This is a genomic window from Sediminibacterium sp. FW305-C-49 (genome assembly GCF_058231085.1).
Map to the genome: position 1 here is coordinate 1,490,771 of NZ_JBIQXS010000001.1, position 18,651 is coordinate 1,509,421.

Genomic DNA, 18,651 nt, shown 5'->3' on the forward strand with positions numbered 1-18,651 from the left:
TATGTTCGGGTAAATCGTTGTATTGGCCGAGCGACCTATACAGGCTTGTGCTTCACCGATTTTAACAGTAGGCTTTCCAATCATCATTATAGCTTTCCGTTAATCTTTTTGTGATGTGGGCAGTCAAACACACGCAATAGATTCGTAATTCATAATAAACTTGAGCATGACCAAAATTCTAACCGCTATTGTATTCCTTTTTATTGCCTTTACGGCAACGGCACAAACCAGTGCTACACTAAAGGGTAAACTGGTGGATTCAGTCGGTAAACAATCATTAAAAGACGCTTCTGTAACCATATTGGATGCCAAAGACTCTACTTTGGATGTTTTCGGTCTTACCAAAGCAGATGGCAGTTTCCTTATCAGTAACATCACATTCGGGGAAATGATTGTTGATATCAAGTTTCAGGGTTATGAACCTTTTTCTCAAAAAATAGTATTCTCAAAAACAAATAGTACGGTAGACCTGGGTAATATCTACCTGAAAATAGCAGCCAATGATCTGGGTAATGTAACCGTAACCCAGTCGGTGATTAGGATGAAAAACGATACAATGGAAGTATCGGCTTCTGCATTTAAAACAAAACCCAATGCAGTTGCAGAAGATCTGCTCAAAAAAGTACCAGGTATTCAGGTAGATAAGAATGGTAATATCACAGCACAGGGCGAACAGGTACAAAGAATATTGGTGGATGGAAAAAGATTTTTCGGTGATGACCCACGTATGGCCACCAGAAACCTGCCTCCAGATGTGATCGACAAAATCCAGGTATTCGACCAGGCCAGCGATCAGAGTGCATTCACTGGTTTCGACGATGGTAACCGTGTGCGTACCATCAACATCACCACCAGAAAAGACAGACGTAAAGGATATTTTGGCCGTGGTACTTTAGGTTTTGGAGCCAATGCCGATGAAGGTTTATACGATAACAGTTTTAGTCTCAGCCGTTTTAATGGCGATCGTCAGATTACATTTACCGGTCAGGCCAACAATGTAAACAAACAGAATTTCTCTGTGCAGGACATGTTGGGTTCACTGGGTGGTGGCAACTTTGGCGGTGGTGGCGGAAACAGAGGAGGTGCTGCTATTCAGGGTTTAACTGGGAGTGGTAGTGGCGGTGGATTGGTAAATACATGGGCCGGTGGTATCAACTACCGTGACACATGGAGCCCCAAAACACAGTTCTCCGGAAGTTATTTTTATAACGACCAGAAAACGTACCGTGATCAGAAAAGTTTTGTACAGAACCTGATTCCGGGTGCACCCGATTCATCTATTTTCAATGACCAGACACAATCATCAAAAACATACAATAAAAATCATCGGATCAATTTTAATATTGAACACAATTTCGATTCGGCGAATTCACTGATTATCCGTCCTAATATCAGCTTCCAGGATACCTGGTCGCAGTCATTACAACAAACATCTTCTACGAAAGGAAAAGTTACGGCACTGAATAGTTCGAATGCAGAATCAATCCGTAAAAACAATGGCTTTAATGGAAGTATCGACGCTACATTCCGTCACCGTTTCCCTAAAAGAGGGCGTACTTATTCCATCAATATCAATACCGGTGGAAGTGCCAATGATGGAACAGGCACCAACTATTCACGTAACCAGTATAGTCGCCCTGCATATATTGATACGATTGATCAGGTGTACACCACCAATCGCGATACAAGAAATATCAGTACTACGCTTTCGTATACAGAGCCTATTGCCAAAAACCAGCAGCTCGAATTCAACTATAACTATTCTTATAACCTGAATAATTCAGGACGCGAAACAATGGAAATGAATTCAGGTTCAGGAAAATATGATATACCGGTTGTAAATCTGACCAACACATTCGAAAACACATTCAGTTCAAACAGGATGACGGTGAACTATCGTCTGCAAAATGCGAAATACAATTTCAGCATCGGATCAGGCGTACAGGTAGGAGATCTTACCAGTAACAATGTGACCAAAAACACAGTGATCAAACAACATTTTGTAAACCTGTTTCCTGCGGCTAATTTCCGCTATGAGTTTACGAAAACAAAGAGCCTGCGTATATTTTACAATGGACGTACTTCACAGCCAAGTGCAGAGCAGTTACAGCCTGTAGCCGATAACAGTAATCCGCTGAACATCAGAACTGGTAACCCTAACCTGAAACAGCAGTTTACACACAGCGTACGTTTCCTGTATAATTCATTTGATGTGTTTACACAGAAACTGATTTTTGCCACCATCAATGCCAACTTTATACAGAACGATATCCAGAATGCAACTACGTTCCAACCCAATGGTGCGCAGTTAACCATGCCGGTGAATCTGGGTGGTACCTACAGCATTAATGGTGTGTTTAACTATGGGTTCCCGTTGAAAAGACCAAAGAGCAACCTGAACCTCATTGCGAATGTATCACGTAACCAGTCGCAGACATTGATCAACAATGCCAGCAACTATACAAGAAACACTACATTAGGTGGAACTGTTTCATGGACCACCAACCTGAAAGAAGGGTTTGATATGAACTTCTCATCCAACTCGTCATTCAGTATGGCACGTTATACTTTACAGCCACAACAGAATGGCGACTTCTTTACACAAACGGTGTCTACGGAAGCTACAGCCTATTCAAAAAGTGGCTGGGTATTCTCTATTGATTTCGATTATATCTATAATGGTGGAAGAAGCAGTGGTTATAATACCAGCATTCCTTTGTTGAATGCAAGCTTGTCAAAACAGATGCTGAAAAATAAAGCCGGTGAACTGAAGTTTTACATGTTCGACTTATTGAACCAGAACGTGAGCATTACAAGAAATATTACCGGTAATACCATTCAGGACGTTCAAACAAGGGTATTGACCCGTTATTTCATGGTGAGCTTTACCTATAACCTGCGTCGTTTTGGTGCTAACCAGCAGCAGCAACAGCGCGGCGGAAATATGATGATGCCGGGTGGTAACATGCAGCAGATGATGAGGATGAGAGGCGGAGGTATGTAGCAATAAAAAATCTATAAAATCAAAAAAAGTCGTTTGTTTTAGACAGACGGCTTTTTTTATGCTTTTATGTAAACAAAAATTATTTAACAAACAATATTAATAATTTAATGTATATTAACGCAGGTTTTAGCTAACCGGGAATACTGTATTTCTAACCAGGTTGCTATCGAAATATCCCCCCCTTATTCCGGTACAACAATTAATATAAATATTAATTGTATGATTACCATAGGGTTGATTGATGACCATGATTTGTTTCGTTCTTCATTAAGTGCATTACTTTCTGCCCAGCACGAATTTTCTGTTTCTGTAGAAGCAGATAGCGGTCAGGTTTTTTTTAATAAAATGGTTGTAGAGGGAATTGTACCAGATATTGTCATTACCGACTATCAGATGCCAAAAATGAATGGCAAAGCTGTTGTTGAAAAACTAAAAGTAGAATACCCTTCTGTTAAAACCATTGTGTTGTCTGTATTTGAGCATGAGCACCTGATACAGGATGTAATAAGATCGGGTGCTTACGGCTTTTTAACAAAAAGTATGAAGTCGAATTCTATTTTTCAGGCTATCCATGACGTACTACAAGGTAAAATTGTAGTTTCCAATGGTAATAAACTACAGCCGCTGACTATTACAGAAAAAAATGAGTTTCAATCAAATTTTTCTCCGCTTACACATCGGCAGATTGAATTTTTGAAACTGTGTTCCTTGCCAGATCTTACGTATAAAGAAATAGCGGATTATATGAACATTAGCCCTAAAACAGCAGATAGATATAGGGATGAGTTATTTAAAAAATTAAACGTGAATAGCAGAGCAGGCTTGCTATTGTATGCGGTTGAAACGGGATTGTGTAAGGTTAATCAGTGAAATTGGGGTTTTCTCTCACTCATGATTACCATGCAAAGTGACATATTTAAATTTCGTAAGATCAAATAAAAGCAGTTTATTTTTAAATCACGAAATGAAATTCCAGTGACCAATTGATTCCGATGTAGCCTGACCTACATCATCCGGTTAAAACTGCTCCATCTTACCCACTCCAAATTGACACATTTTATTTCTTGGTTGTAATAGATTCTATCACTTAGAAAACTCAATAACCGTGGTCATTGAATGATCTCTTGATCAATTATATAGTATTTGCAGGTATAGCTGCACATTTTACTTTATTATTTACTTCATTTCGAAAACCAGCAAAATAATTAACAATGGGGTTTTTCCCCCAAGTTTGATTGGTTGGGTAAATTTTGAAATTACTTTGAGTTAAAATCAGTTCTCAAAAAACTCAGTAGAGATAAACACATTTAAGAATTTCAATAGTTACTAACGCGGGTAGTTTTTTATTGTAATAAAGAATCTATGGTAGCTATTATATTTAATTTTTTAAATGTGCTATATCTCCAAGTCAAAGCACTTACGCTAAGTTTCATCACCAAAACCACTTATATGCTCAAAAAAACCTTCCAACTATTGATTGTTTGTATGTTAATTACAACCATTTCATTTGCTGCCAAAACGGGTCCAGCATTTCCTGAACAAAAATCCTCTAATACAGTTCAACCTTTGTCTGGTTGTGAAACATTTTCATTTACACCAAGTTGCAGAACTACGCCAGGTTCAATCACGGTTTGTGGTGCTACCAATTTATGGGAAACTTTTTGGGCCCTTGTGGGGGCTGCCATGGAGACAGAGGCTGCCGCTTGCCCCCCTGAAGACATGGATCCTTTTGGCAACCCCATGGGTCACATGTATTGGTAAAATGGGGCTACTGTTCCTTCGGTAATTGCCGTAAGAATTCATTAGTATAAACCAATGTATTGTAGGGGGATTTGGGTACATTTATTGTAGCCAAATCCCTTTTTTAATAAATAACAAATCGATGTATAAACTAAGTAAAGTAACGCTCTTGTTGTTGGTTATCATAGTAGGGACAATTAACAGTTTTTGCCAGGAAAAATTTACAGAACTAGCCACTTATAAAGTTTCCTACAAATTTTCTTTTGCATTTGATACTACTGATATCAGCAAGCATTACACTGAAGAAATGTCTTTATATACAGGTACAAAATACAGCGTCTTTAGAAATGCACAGTATGAAGTTTATGAAGCGCAAATGGAAAAATTGAAGAGACAGGTAATGGAAAAACTGGTTAGTGGAAATAGTGGGGGAAATGTCACAGGGTTTTCTAGTACAATTCCATCCACGGAAGTTTTCCGGAACATACTTACAAATACTATTTATAAAAAAGAAGTGCTTGCGGGAAGAGATTACCTGATTCAGGACAACCTTGACCCAATTAAATGGACTATTGAAGCCGAAGTAAAAATGCTGGGTGATATCCGTTGTCAGAAGGCAAGGGGATCTTTTCGCGGTCGCAATTATGTTGTGTGGTTTGCTCCATCAATTCCGGTTCGCGGTGGACCATGGAAATTGGGAGGCTTGCCGGGGCTCATACTTCAGGCAGCTGATCAAACTCAGGAGGTTGTATTTACTTTCGTCGGCCTACAGCGATTAGATAAATCTCCTAACACTACGATCAGTCTACCACAGCAATATGTTAAAACTAGTGCAAAGGATTTTGAAAAATTACGAAATGCCTATCTCGATGACCCTGCAGCCTTTACAGCGAACCGAAATGCAGCTAACGGTATTACAGTAAGCGTAAACGGTATTGACAGTCGACCGGGGAGCCAAAAGAAAAAATCAACCAAATCTCCTATGAATAATGCACTGGAGCTCACAAAAGATTAGCAGTAGTATTTGCCTGTCTCGATCAAAATAAGATATGATGCGAAATTGGTGCGATAGTCTCGTTTGTTTACGTTTGGGTATAGTTTTGATAGCTTTATTGATTTGTTCGTTTTGCGGTTATACGCAATTGATTGTCTCGGGAAAGCTGATAGATAGTACGCGTAAACCTGTTGCAGGCGCTACCCTGAGTCTTTTAAAGAAGGATAATAATATTATAATAGGCTATGATATTACAACTGAAAACGGGGACTTTCGCATCGAATTAGACAAAAAACCAACTGGCTTACTACAGCTTTCTATAGTAGCTATCGGTTTTCATCCAAAAACAGTCAATATCGATGATAAAAGTTCCGGGTTGACTATAATTTTAGAATGGCAGTCGCCGACCCTTCCCAATATTACTGTTAAGAGCAGGAAAACTTTCCTGAATATGAAACCGGATACCACGAGTTATATAACGGATGATCTGGTTCAGCAGCAGGATCGCACCATAGAGAACGTCATCAAAAGGATTCCTGGTATCGATATTGATGCCTCGGGTAAAATATCGTTTAACGGTAAATCGGTATCCAATTTCTACATTGATGGTGATGACCTAGTCACCGACAGGTACGGAATTGCTACGCGATCGGTGAGACCTGAAATGGTGCAGTCGATACAGATAATTAATAACCATAATCCTTTGAAAGTATTAGAGTCTGCTATGGTAAGTGACGCTGTTGCCATCAACTTAAACTTAAAGGATAGTGCCCGGATAAAATTGATGGGTGATATCGGTGCAGCAGCAGGTACGCTGCAAACTTATAAAGGTCTACTAAATTTATTAACCTTTAAAAAGCAGTACAAGGCAATCAACTACATTAAAACAAACAATGCTGGGGTGGACCTATCAATGGAAATACGCCAGCAAAATCTTTCTGATATACTTAAAATGTTGGAAAATCATCAACCTAAATCTATGTTGTCGATTGGAGGCAGTGTAACACCCGGCATTGGTCAACATAGATTGTTGTTCAACAGATCTACCCTTGTATCGGTTAACAATAGTTTTCGTAACCGGCGCGATCAGCAGGTTAAGCTGAATATAAACTACTTGAATGATCAGCAAAGTCGGTTGGCAACTCTCCAATCTTTGTATATTCTCCCTACTAGCTCAGTTTCATACAACGAGCAAAAAATGCAGTCAATTGGTTTTAGATACTTACATGGGGAGATGTCGATCACAGAGAACAAAAAAAACCACTACTATAAAAACACATTATTGGCAGAACTTACATCATCGCCTATACAAGAATCTATCTTGATCAATGGTGCCGGACTCCAACAACAATACAAAGCTAAACCGGTAAACATATCTAATGAATTGATCATGGTAAAGAAGAGGAACTCGGCTACAATAACGGAACTAAATTCTTACATACAGTACCGATCCCTTCAAGAAAGGCTACAGATCAATCCAGGTCTTAATGATAGTTTTTTCAATAAGGGCCAACCTTACACACAGCTTGAACAGCAGACAAATATTCCCGGCCTTTTCCAGCATCAGAGTTTCAGTGTAAGAAAAGTTGGAACTCCCCTGCTACAGCGTTATAAGTCTGGGGTAATCGGTCAGTGGCAGCGATTGGAAAGCCAGATAAATATTACTGAACCGAACATGAACCAGTATTCCCTTAATGACTCATTTATCAATCGCATCGGTTGGAACCATCTTAAAATCTATGTACGAGCTGAATACGATTATATAAGCGACAGAAGCCAAGTTTCACTAAGCTTACCCTTGAGCCTTTATTATATTGGGAAAACGTTCTCGCTGAAGAGGGAACAATTAAATCGTTTTATCTTCTCACCTATGTTGCGATGGAGGTATTACATCGGCAAAGAGAGTACAGTACAAATAAATTACCAGTACAACGAAATACCTGTTACTATACAAGAGAGTTATGATGGGTTTGTCCTCACAAATTACCTTAATCTGCTCCGTTGGAGTCTACCACTTGTAACAAACCGGATGCATAGCATGAACGCTGGTTGGACGGGCGCTAAAACACCAAAGATGATAAGCGCTTTTGTTAATGTTGGGTATTCAGCAGGCACAACACCTTTTGTACCGCAGTACCTATTTTTTAACACCCTACAGGTACAGATTATGAAAGAAGGTATATACCATACCAATAACCGTTACTTTACTGCTGGCGTATCTAAATACTTGTTCAGTCTGCGCACAACGGTATCTGGCAAAATACAGGTGCACCAAAACAGGTATAATCAGGTACAGCAGTCTATTCCGGCCAAGTTATTGGATATTCAGGAAAACTACTCTGGAAAGATACAGTCTAAGATATCAAAGACCTTTACAATCGCATGGAACTTTTCCTATCTCAACAACAACAGTAGCAATATGACCCAGCCGGATCTTCCTAAACAGGGCACAAATCAATGGATGCAACAAGCTGAACTAAATTTTTTCCCGGGAAACAATTTTCACTTTCGGATAGCTTGTGAGCAATATCGATTAAAACAAAACGGTCAACTGGTCAATAAAGCCTTCTTTGGTGATATGCAACTAAGATGGAGCATACCACGATACAGGGCAGAATTGGTTTTCGAGTGTCAAAATTTAACAAATCAGCAAATCTTTTCAACTGCATCCGTAAACGGATATAACCTTCAACAAACAACTTATCCGTTGAGACCGCGGATTTTGCTGTTTAGTACCCAGATTCGTTTTTAAAAGCAATCTGGAAATGAAAAATAACCTAATAGAATGTAGTGTCTCGCGATTCTCACAAGCTTCAAACGGTTAGCAAGTACATAAAAATCATTATGTGGGATTTATGATCAGCCATTGACTAAAGATATAATGGGTAATTATGTAGTAATAAGTCATGATAAGCAGAATATTGCGTTCTTTGGCATTTGAAGCAAAATAAATTGTAGTAAAAAGCTGAAAAGCTAAAACGAAGTTATATGATCGCTATAGGTAGTATTCATGGTATAATACTGACCCTCATTTACATTTTCATGCGCAAAATGAACCCTTTTACATAAGTGTAGAGCTGTCTGTAAAGTTTAAAAACTTCCTTTGTTTGTTAAAAAAACAGGTGGTTTGAGCGGGCGAGCATCAAATTTTCTTTCTGTGGATGTTTTTATAGCAAATCTTATCAGATATAAGTAGCTGGTAAAATAAATTTAATCTACCCTCAAAATCAGAAAGAATAAGTTAGTTTTTACTAACAACCGTAAGTTTTTAAAATTTATTTAATATTCCTTTCGTGAAATTTTTGACCCCGATATCTTAAACTGTTATACTTTTACATCCTCAAAGAATAATTACCTATCAAAGTGAAGCAGATACTGACCAATTATTTATCTCTCTTATTGAATACACCCCGTCAGGTGTTTTCAATGGAAGCTGCTTTTAACTTTCTCCCGCGACCCCGACGTGGTTGCTGATAGGACGAGCAACTGGCACTTGCCCCTATCAGTGGAAAAATCCCCGGAATTGTTTTTCTGACAGATAGCTGTCGTTCCCATTACATTTATTTAATTTTTTCAAGTTGGAACAAAATATCATTGTTCGTGTAGCCAATAGTGGCGACACCCGATATGCACAAACCATCACTGATGAAATGGAATCATCAGCCAAAGCACGTGGTACAGGTATTGCCAAACGCAGTCCGGACTATGTGGCCAAAAAAATGGAAGAAGGCAAAGCCGTCATCGCTTTATTGCCCGATGGAACATGGGTGGGCTTCTGCTATATTGAAGCATGGGGTCATGACTCTTTTGTGGCCAATAGCGGATTGATTGTATCGCCCCCTTTCAGAAAAAGTGGTGTAGCCAAACTTATCAAACAAACCATCTTTAACCTGTCGAGAGTAAAATATCCTACTTCAAAAATTTTCGGATTGACTACCGGACTGGCTGTTATGAAAATTAACAGCGATCTGGGTTATGAGCCGGTAACGTATAGTGAACTCACCGATGATGAAGAATTCTGGGCAGGTTGTAAAAGCTGTGTGAACTATGAAGTATTAATGAGTAAAGACAGAAAGAACTGCTTCTGTACTGCTATGTTATATGATCCTGCCGATCATTATGAGCCCGAGGAGACATCCTCTGATTTCAAAACGAAATCAAAAATATATGAGCGGTTCATGAAACTCAAGCAACATAAGCTGTTGCGGATGTTTCGTAAAAAAGAAAACGGCGGAGCAAGCATCAAACCAAAATCATTTTTTCATCACCTGTTTAATCTCTGATTTTTCGGGTTATCGTAATAAGCAAAGCAAAGAATCGTATGAGCAACTTACCTACATCACTTCCTGCCGGCACCAAAGTAGTATTGGGCTTTAGCGGCGGATTGGACACTTCTTATTGTGTAAAATACCTGACTGATGAAAGAGGCTATGAAGTACACAGTGTCATTGTAAACACCGGAGGTTTTACCGCAACAGAACTGGAGCAGATAGAAGCACATGCGTATAAACTGGGTGTGAAATCGCATACGACTGTTGATGCGGTGAAAACCTATTACGACAACATCATTCGTTTCCTCATTTATGGGAATGTACTGAAGAATAATACTTATCCATTAAGCGTAAGTGCGGAAAGATTAAGCCAGGCATTGCATATAGCCGAACATACCAAAAAACTGGGCGCAAAAGCAGTGGTACATGGCAGTACAGGAGCAGGTAACGACCAGGTGCGTTTCGATATGGTATTTCATATCATGATACCAGGTGTGGAAATCATCACCCCTATCCGCGACATGAAACTAAGCCGCGAAGAAGAAATCAGTTACCTGAAATCGAAGGGTGTGGATATGAACTTTGAAAAAGCGGCTTACTCTATCAATAAAGGATTATGGGGAACCAGTGTAGGTGGTAAAGAAACATTGCACTCAAAAGGCATGTTACCAGAAGAAGCATGGCCCACACAGGTAACCAAATCACAGGCAGAAGAAATAAAACTGGGTTTTGAAAAAGGAGAACTGAAGCGTGTCAATGACCAGCATTTTGCACATCCTTCCGAAGCCATTCAGTATGTGCAGTCTATTGCTGGTCCATTTGGAATTGGAAGAGATATACATGTGGGCGATACCATTATCGGTATCAAAGGCCGTGTAGGTTTTGAAGCGGCAGCACCGATGGTCATTCTCAAAGCACACCACGCACTGGAAAAACATGTACTCACCAAATGGCAGTTAAGCTGGAAAGACCAGTTGGCACAATTCTATGGTAACTGGTTACACGAAGGACAGATACTCGATCCGGTGATGAGAGATATTGAAGCCTTCCTGCAGCATTCACAAGAACAGGTAACGGGTGATGTGTTTGTACAACTCATGCCATATCGTTTCACTGTAATCGGTATAGAGTCGCCGAATGATCTCATGAGCAGCAAGTTTGGAAAATATGGTGAGATGAACAGCGGATGGACAGGTGAAGATGTAAGAGGTTTCTCTAAAATATTTGGTAACCAGACGGCTATTTACCATAGCATTAAAGCCGATCAGCCATGAAAAAAATAAAAGTAGCCATTACTGGTGCAGCAGGTTATACTGGTGGAGAGTTGATTAGACTTTTATTGAATCATCCGCAGGCAGAACTGGTAAACATACACAGTACCAGTAACGCAGGAAAACCCGTATATGCTGTTCATGCAGACCTTCTGGGAGAGACCGATCTGTTATTTAGTGATAAACCATTCACCGAGGCTGATGTATTATTTCTCTGTGTGGGGCATGGCGATGCAAGAATTTTTTTAGATCAACATACCATTCCATCCACAACAAAAATTATTGATCTCTCACAGGATTTTCGTTTAACCGCAACGGCTGTTCATGGTGAAAGAACTTTTGTATATGGTTTACCTGAGTTGAATAAAGAAGTAATTGTTAAAGCTCACAATATCGCCAACCCAGGTTGCTTTGCAACGGCCATACAACTCGCTCTGTTACCACTCGCCAAAGCAGGCGTATTAAGTGATGTTTATACAACAGGCATCACAGGGTCAACAGGAGCCGGTCAATCGCTCAGTAATACCTCTCATTTTAGCTGGCGTGCCAATAATATACAGGCATATAAATCATTAAGCCATCAGCATATCAAAGAAATCACGGCTTCATTAAACCAGTTACAAACCGATTCACCGCTTTCTGAAAGTGGGGAAGGTCCGGGTGTACATTTTGTTCCCTGGAGGGGCGATTTTACCAGAGGTATTTATACCAGCTCAGTTATTGATTGCAGTTTTCCATTGGAAGAAGTGAAAAATATCTATCGTGCATATTATGCAAATGCAGCATTCACCCACTATAGTGAACAGATGATCGATCTGAAACAGGTGGTAAATACCAATAAATGCCTGGTACATCTAGAGAAGCAGGGAAACAAGCTGGTTGTGCACAGTGCCATCGATAATTTATTGAAAGGTGCCAGCGGACAAGCTGTACAGAATATGAATCTGTTATTTGGTATGGACGAAAAAACAGGCCTCCAACTAAAGGCCAATTATTTTTAAATCAAGCGTAGTAGAATAAACTTTCGATCTATGAAACTATTTGATGTATATCCACTGAACAATATCAGCATCGAAAAAGCAAGTGGTTCATATGTATGGGACGACAAAGGAACTCGCTATCTTGATATGTATGGTGGACATGCGGTTATCAGCATTGGACATACACATCCGCATTGGGTAAAAAGAATAGAGGAGCAGTTGAATAAGATTGCTTTTTACTCCAATTCGGTAATCATACAGATCCAGCAAGAACTGGCCGATAAACTGGCGGCAGTAAGTGGCAAAACAGATTATCAGCTATTTCTTTGCAACAGTGGTGCCGAAGCAAATGAAAATGCATTGAAACTGGCTTCCTTTCATACCGGCAGAAAAAAGATTGTAGCGTTTAAAAAAGCATTTCATGGCCGTACTTCATTGGCAGTAGCAGCAACCGATAACCCATCAATTGTAGCACCTGTAAATGAAACAGACAATATCATCTTTCTCCCCTTCAACGATGTAAATGCCTTACATGAATGTTTTGTGGAGCAAGGCAATAGTATCGCTGCTGTAATAACAGAAGGTATACAGGGAGTAGGTGGCATTAATGTGGCATCAGAACTCTTTCTGCAAACCATTCGTTCACTTTGTAATCAGTATGGGGCTCTATATATAGCAGATAGTGTACAGTGTGGTTATGGCAGAACAGGTAAATTCTTTGCGCATGATCATGCCGGAGTAGACGCAGATATTTATTCCATGGCAAAAGGAATGGGTAATGGATTCCCGATAGGTGGTATTTTAATTGCGCCACATATTCAACCCAAACACGGGATGCTGGGCACCACATTTGGTGGCAATCACCTGGCTTGTGCCGCTGCACTGGCTGTATTGGAAGTAATAGAGCATGAAAAACTGATGAAGCTGACAGCTGAAAATGGCGCTTACCTCGTTGAGCAGCTAAAAGCAATCCCTGAACTGCAGAACGTAAGAGGAAGAGGTTTAATGATTGGTTTTGATGTGCCTGACAATATAAAGGACCTGAAAAAAGTATTGTTGCAGGAGTATAAAATTTTTACCGGAGAAGCTAAGCCCAATGTAATCAGACTCTTGCCATCATTGGCATTGGAAAGAAAACAGATCGATGAATTCCTGCAATCACTGAAACAGGCGATAATTTTTTTGAAATAAAACCTTTGCCCCGGGTTTAAATCCGGGGCAAGGCATGACAACCCACAAATCAACCATGAAGCAATTTATTTCCGTAACCGATGTAGTCGATATCAATGCACTCATCAAAAAAGCAATAGCGTGCAAAGCAGAACCACTGAAGTATCAGCAGGTGGGTGCGGGAAAACGTATTGGCCTATTGTTTCTCAATCCAAGTTTGAGAACAAGACTGAGCACACAGGTAGCAGCACGCAACCTGGGTATGGAAGCCATTGTATTCAATGTAGACAAAGAGGGTTGGGCACTTGAATTTGAAGAAGGGGCCATCATGAGTGGTAATACGGTAGAGCATATCAAAGATGCGGCACCGGTATTGGGACAATATTTCGATATTCTTTGTATCCGTACTTTCCCTTCATTGAAAAACAGAGATGATGATTACAGTGAGATGTTTATCCACCAGTTTATTAAATATGCAGGTGTTCCGGTTGTAAGTCTTGAAAGTGCCACATTGCATCCCTTACAGTCATTAACAGACCTGGTTACTATTTCGGAAGAACTCACTGCAAAACCATTGAACAGAAAACCAAAGATTGTTTTAACATGGGCGCCGCATATCAAACCTTTACCACAATGTGTGGCCAATAGTTTTGCAGAATGGGTAAATGCCTGGGGTGAAGCTGATTTTGTGATTACACACCCGCAGGATTATGAATTGTCTGAACAGTTTACAAAAGCAGCTACCATTACACAGGATCAGGATGCTGCACTGGCAGGGGCGGATTTTGTATATGTAAAAAACTGGAGTACGTTTACGGATTATGGTAAAGTATATGAGAACGACCCTGCCTGGATGTTGACAGAAGAGAAAATGAAAACAACCAATCAGGCAAAAGTGATGCATTGTTTACCGGTGAGAAGAAATGTAGAATTGAGCGATGAAATTCTGGATAGCACACACAGTCTCGTAACCAGGCAGGCGGGTAACCGTGTATGGGCAGCACAGGCAGTATTGCATGAAATTCTTACTACAAAATAATTGATGTTGGAAACCCTCTATATCATAAAAATCAGTGGCAATATCATCGATGATGAGCAGCGGCTGGATGCTTTTCTGCAACAGTTCTCGCAGTTGCAGGGAAAGAAGATATTGGTACATGGCGGAGGTAAACTGGCTACCAAAATGGCGGATCAGTTGAATATTCCACAACAGATGATTGATGGGCGAAGGGTTACCGATGCAGATACATTACGCATTGTAACCATGGTATATGCCGGTTATATCAATAAAAATATTGTTGCCAAACTTCATTCAAATGGCACAAGTGCTATTGGTTTAACAGGTGCTGATGGCAACTGCATTCTGGCACACAAAAGACAACATGCGTCCATTGATTACGGTTATGTAGGAGATGTAGATACTGTAAACGCCATATTGTTACATCAACTGTTACAACAAAATACTGCATTGGTAGTGGCACCCATTACCCACGACGGAAAGGGGCAATTACTCAATACCAACGCCGATACCATTGCACAGGAAATAGCAAAAGCCTTGAGCAGTTTATACCAGACTATATTAATTTATTCCTTTGAGAAGAAGGGTGTGCTGCTGGATGTGAATGACGAGGCATCGGTAATTGCTTTAATGAACAAAGACAAGTACTTGATATTGAAAGCAGAAGGAAAAATATTTGCTGGCATGATTCCTAAACTCGATAATGCATTTGCTGCTATTGATGCCGGTGTAGGTAAAGTCATTATTGGACAGGCAGAAGAACTTGCTTTACTTGTAAATGCATCAAGCGGTACTACGATACAATAAATGGCATATTCAACAGATATATTATACAACGACAGCATCAGTTTACTCAAAAAACTGATTACTATTCCTTCATTCAGCAGGGAAGAATCGGCAACGGCTGATTGTATTGAACAGTTTTTACGGGCAAGGAAAATTCAATCTAACCGTTACCTGAACAATGTATGGGTCACTAATCAGTATTTTGATGAAACAAAACCTACTGTATTATTAAACTCACATCACGATACAGTAAAACCCAATAAAGCATATACACTCGATCCGTTTGCAGCAATAGAAAAAGAAGAAAAGCTTTTTGGTTTGGGGAGTAATGATGCAGGCGGTTCACTGGTGTCATTGCTGGCTGTGTTCCTGCATTATTATCCGCAGGAAAATCTGGCTTACAATATTGTTTATGCAGCAACAGCAGAAGAAGAAGTATCCGGAAAGAATGGAATAGAAGCACTATTACCTCAATTACCCGCTATTGAGTATGGTATTGTAGGTGAACCTACACAAATGCAGATGGCAGTAGCCGAACGCGGACTCCTGGTACTTGATGCCGTTGCAACCGGTAAGCCTGGTCATGCCGCACGTAATGAAGGTGATAATGCTTTATACAAAGCCCTGAATGATATCCAGTGGATTGAAAATTACCAGTTCGACAAAGTATCCGACCTGCTGGGTCCGGTAAAGATGACAGTTACTGTTATTGAAACAGAGAACAAAGCGCATAATGTGGTTCCGGCATCCTGTAATTTTGTGATCGATGTTCGGGTGAATGAATGTTATGGATTTGAAGAAATCATTAATGCCATTCAGTCAAACCTTCAGTCTGCTGTTCGGCCAAGAAGCCTTCGGATGAAATCGAGTGCTATACCATTAGATCATCCACTGGTATTGGCAGGAAAGAAGCTTGGCAGAAGCTGGTATGGATCACCTACCACTTCCGATAAGGCGTTGATGCCCTTTCTTACGTTGAAAATGGGACCCGGAGATTCGGCCAGAAGCCACAGTGCAGATGAATTTATTTACCTGAACGAGATCAAAGAAGGAATAGAACTCTATATCGCGATATTGGATCAGCTCATACTAAAGCAATCGACATGAAATGGCCATTCCATGTGACCAAAATCAATAAACATTAACGCATGAAACTCTGGCAAAAGAATACCACCGTATCAGGTGATGTAGAAACATTTACGGTAGGAAAGGATCGTGAAATGGACCTGCTCCTGGCCCCCTTTGATGTATTAGGCTCCATTGCCCATGTAACCATGCTGGCAGAAGTGGGTCTGTTAACAAAAGAAGAAGCTGTATTGGTAAACAAAGAACTTAGAAACATTTATTCCGGCATTCACGATTCACCATTCACCATTCACGAAGGAGTGGAAGACATCCATTCACAGATAGAATTCATGCTCACGGAAAAAATAGGGGAGGCGGGTAAAAAAATTCACAGTGCCAGAAGCAGGAACGACCAGGTATTGGTAGATATCAAACTTTTTCTGCGAAATGAAATCAACTTATTGGCTAAAGAAACAGAAAACCTGTTTAACTTATTACAGCAGCAAAGTGAAAAATATAAGGATCATCTTTTACCTGGCTACACACACTTGCAGCTTGCTATGCCATCTTCTTTTGGGTTATGGTTCGGTGCTTATGCAGAGAGTCTGGTAGATGATATGATTTCATTGCAGGCGGCCTATAAAATAGTCAATAAAAATCCGCTGGGGTCTGCAGCAGGCTATGGTTCCTCTTTTCCCATCAACCGAACATTAACTACCCGGCTATTAGGTTTCGATGAACTGAATTATAATGTGGTATACGCACAAATGGGCCGTGGCAAAGCAGAAAGAGTAACCGCTATGGCCATGGTCAATATTGCCGACACATTGAGCCGTATGAGTATGGACATGTGTTTATACCTGAACCAGAATTTTGATTTTGTGAGTTTTCCTCCTGAATTAACAACGGGTTCAAGCATCATGCCCCATAAAAAAAATCCCGATGTATTTGAACTAATCCGCTCACATGGTAACCGTATCAAAGCCTTACCGAATGAGATCATGATGATGACGACCAATTTACCATCGGGTTATCATCGCGACCTGCAATTATTAAAGGAGCATTTATTTCCTGCGTTAACGACCCTCAGAAATTGTTTACAGATGGCGCAGTTAATGTTATCATCTATCGAAATAAAAACAGGTATTATGCAAGATGCCAGATACCTCTACGCCTTCAGTGTTGAAGAAGTAAATAAGCTGGTGTTGCAGGGTGTTCCGTTCCGGGATGCCTATAAACAGGTAGGTATGCAGATAGAAGAGGGGGCATTTAAGGCAGATGCTGGTCAGGTACAACATACACACGAAGGCAGTATCGGGAACCTGTGTAATGAACAGATTCATACCATGATGAAGCAAGCCATTGTAGGTTTCCATTTTGAAAAAGCGGAAAAAGCGATTCAAATGTTGCTGGAACATTAAAGTTGCTGCATACAACCTTTCTTTCTTGGTGTAGTCCCTAAAATATTGTTGTTTTGATGCTCTTAAACCATAAATGATGCGAATTATTTTTTCTTGTACAATCGGGTTGCTTATTGCGGGTACCGGTTATGGTCAGACAAAAACAACAAAACCAACAACCCCTAAAGCAGGAGCCCCGGGCGCTGTAAAAGCAATGCCTAATCCACTGAAAAATGGTAAAGACTCAGCCAGTTATGCATTGGGTGTGAGAATAGCACAAAACCTGGAAAGCCAGGGATTGGGCAAATTAAATGTGGCTATTCTGCAAAGAGCACTGGCGGATCAGCTGGGCAAAAAGAAAATCATCATACCGGAAGCTTCTCTGAATGGCTGTATCGAAGATTTTGTAGCAGAAGCCAATCAGGAAAAAATAGCCATGGCAAAAGTGGCGGCCGAGCAAACCAAAAAACAGGCAAAAGTATTTCTCGATGCCAATGCAAAACGACCAGGTGTTATAACCCTTCCAAGCGGTTTACAATATGAAGTGATCAAAAATAATCCCGATGGTGTCAAACCTGTAGCATCTGACCAGGTAAAATGTCATTACCATGGTACCTTGATTGACGGAACCGTTTTCGATAGTTCAGTAGAACGCGGCGAACCCATTGTTTTTTCAGTAGGTGGTGTTATCCGCGGCTGGCAGGAAGCATTACAGTTAATGACAGTAGGTAGCAAATGGAAACTCTATGTTCCGGCTGAACTAGCGTATGGTGATGCTTCAGCGGGTCCTAAAATTGGCCCGGGGTCTACGCTTATTTTTGAAGTAGAACTGATTTCAATCGAAAAATAATCGTTATCATCTTATTACTTAGCCCTCTGTGAACAGACAGAGGTTTTTTTATTCTATTAACCTTCATTAACCTTTCCCCAAAGTTCATTAACCGCTTTTGGA

The 18,651-nt window shown here is 40.2% G+C and carries 14 protein-coding genes; all 14 read left to right on the forward strand.

Annotated elements, in window-relative coordinates; all coding sequences use genetic code 11:
* Nucleotides 1-166: 166 nt before the first annotated feature.
* The 14 genes from ACH3Z1_RS06305 to bamJ all read left to right on the forward strand — a co-directional run bounded on the left by ACH3Z1_RS06305 (nucleotide 167) and on the right by bamJ (nucleotide 18,549).
* A complete protein-coding gene (locus ACH3Z1_RS06305) occupies nucleotides 167-3,004 on the forward strand; it encodes an outer membrane beta-barrel protein (RefSeq protein ID WP_490821018.1) in 2,838 nt (945 codons plus the stop codon).
* 234 nt (nucleotides 3,005-3,238) lie between these two features.
* A complete protein-coding gene (locus ACH3Z1_RS06310) occupies nucleotides 3,239-3,874 on the forward strand; it encodes a response regulator (RefSeq protein WP_490821019.1) in 636 nt (211 codons plus the stop codon).
* A 492-nt stretch (nucleotides 3,875-4,366) separates the two neighbouring features.
* On the forward strand, nucleotides 4,367-4,765 hold the full coding sequence (locus ACH3Z1_RS06315) for a hypothetical protein (RefSeq protein ID WP_490821021.1): 399 nt from the start codon (nucleotides 4,367-4,369) through the stop codon (nucleotides 4,763-4,765).
* Nucleotides 4,766-4,886: 121 nt separating this feature from the next.
* Nucleotides 4,887-5,759, forward strand: a complete 873-nt coding sequence (locus ACH3Z1_RS06320) for a GLPGLI family protein (RefSeq protein ID WP_490821022.1) — start codon at nucleotides 4,887-4,889, stop codon at nucleotides 5,757-5,759.
* Nucleotides 5,760-5,793: 34 nt separating this feature from the next.
* On the forward strand, nucleotides 5,794-8,490 hold the full coding sequence (locus tag ACH3Z1_RS06325; protein ID WP_490821023.1) for a TonB-dependent receptor: 2,697 nt from the start codon (nucleotides 5,794-5,796) through the stop codon (nucleotides 8,488-8,490).
* Nucleotides 8,491-9,316: 826 nt separating this feature from the next.
* Complete coding sequence (locus ACH3Z1_RS06330; RefSeq protein WP_490821024.1) at nucleotides 9,317-10,021, forward strand: GNAT family N-acetyltransferase; 705 nt, start codon at nucleotides 9,317-9,319, stop codon at nucleotides 10,019-10,021.
* 38 nt (nucleotides 10,022-10,059) lie between these two features.
* On the forward strand, nucleotides 10,060-11,283 hold the full coding sequence (gene argG, locus ACH3Z1_RS06335) for an argininosuccinate synthase (RefSeq protein WP_490821025.1): 1,224 nt from the start codon (nucleotides 10,060-10,062) through the stop codon (nucleotides 11,281-11,283).
* The gene (gene argC / locus ACH3Z1_RS06340; RefSeq protein ID WP_490821026.1) at nucleotides 11,280-12,281 is read left to right on the forward strand and encodes an N-acetyl-gamma-glutamyl-phosphate reductase; all 1,002 of its coding nucleotides are present in this window, start codon (nucleotides 11,280-11,282) and stop codon (nucleotides 12,279-12,281) included. Before argG ends, argC begins: the two co-directional genes overlap by 4 nt.
* Before the next feature lie 30 nt (nucleotides 12,282-12,311).
* Nucleotides 12,312-13,451 (forward strand): aspartate aminotransferase family protein, encoded by a 1,140-nt coding sequence (locus ACH3Z1_RS06345; RefSeq protein ID WP_490821027.1) that lies wholly within the window; start codon nucleotides 12,312-12,314, stop codon nucleotides 13,449-13,451.
* 55 nt (nucleotides 13,452-13,506) lie between these two features.
* Nucleotides 13,507-14,469 (forward strand): N-acetylornithine carbamoyltransferase, encoded by a 963-nt coding sequence (locus ACH3Z1_RS06350; RefSeq protein ID WP_490821028.1) that lies wholly within the window; start codon nucleotides 13,507-13,509, stop codon nucleotides 14,467-14,469.
* Between the two features lie 3 nt (nucleotides 14,470-14,472).
* On the forward strand, nucleotides 14,473-15,255 hold the full coding sequence (gene argB, locus ACH3Z1_RS06355) for an acetylglutamate kinase (RefSeq protein ID WP_490821029.1): 783 nt from the start codon (nucleotides 14,473-14,475) through the stop codon (nucleotides 15,253-15,255).
* Nucleotides 15,256-16,341 carry a M20 family metallo-hydrolase gene (locus tag ACH3Z1_RS06360; protein WP_490821030.1) on the forward strand — a complete coding sequence of 362 codons (1,086 nt, stop codon included), beginning with the start codon at nucleotides 15,256-15,258 and terminating at the stop codon, nucleotides 16,339-16,341.
* A 41-nt stretch (nucleotides 16,342-16,382) separates the two neighbouring features.
* Nucleotides 16,383-17,720, forward strand: coding sequence for an argininosuccinate lyase (gene argH, locus ACH3Z1_RS06365; RefSeq protein ID WP_490821031.1), 1,338 nt, complete (start codon nucleotides 16,383-16,385; stop codon nucleotides 17,718-17,720).
* A gap of 76 nt (nucleotides 17,721-17,796) precedes the next feature.
* Nucleotides 17,797-18,549, forward strand: coding sequence for a BamJ family beta-barrel-assembly machinery protein (gene bamJ / locus ACH3Z1_RS06370; protein WP_490821032.1), 753 nt, complete (start codon nucleotides 17,797-17,799; stop codon nucleotides 18,547-18,549).
* Nucleotides 18,550-18,651 lie beyond the last annotated feature (102 nt).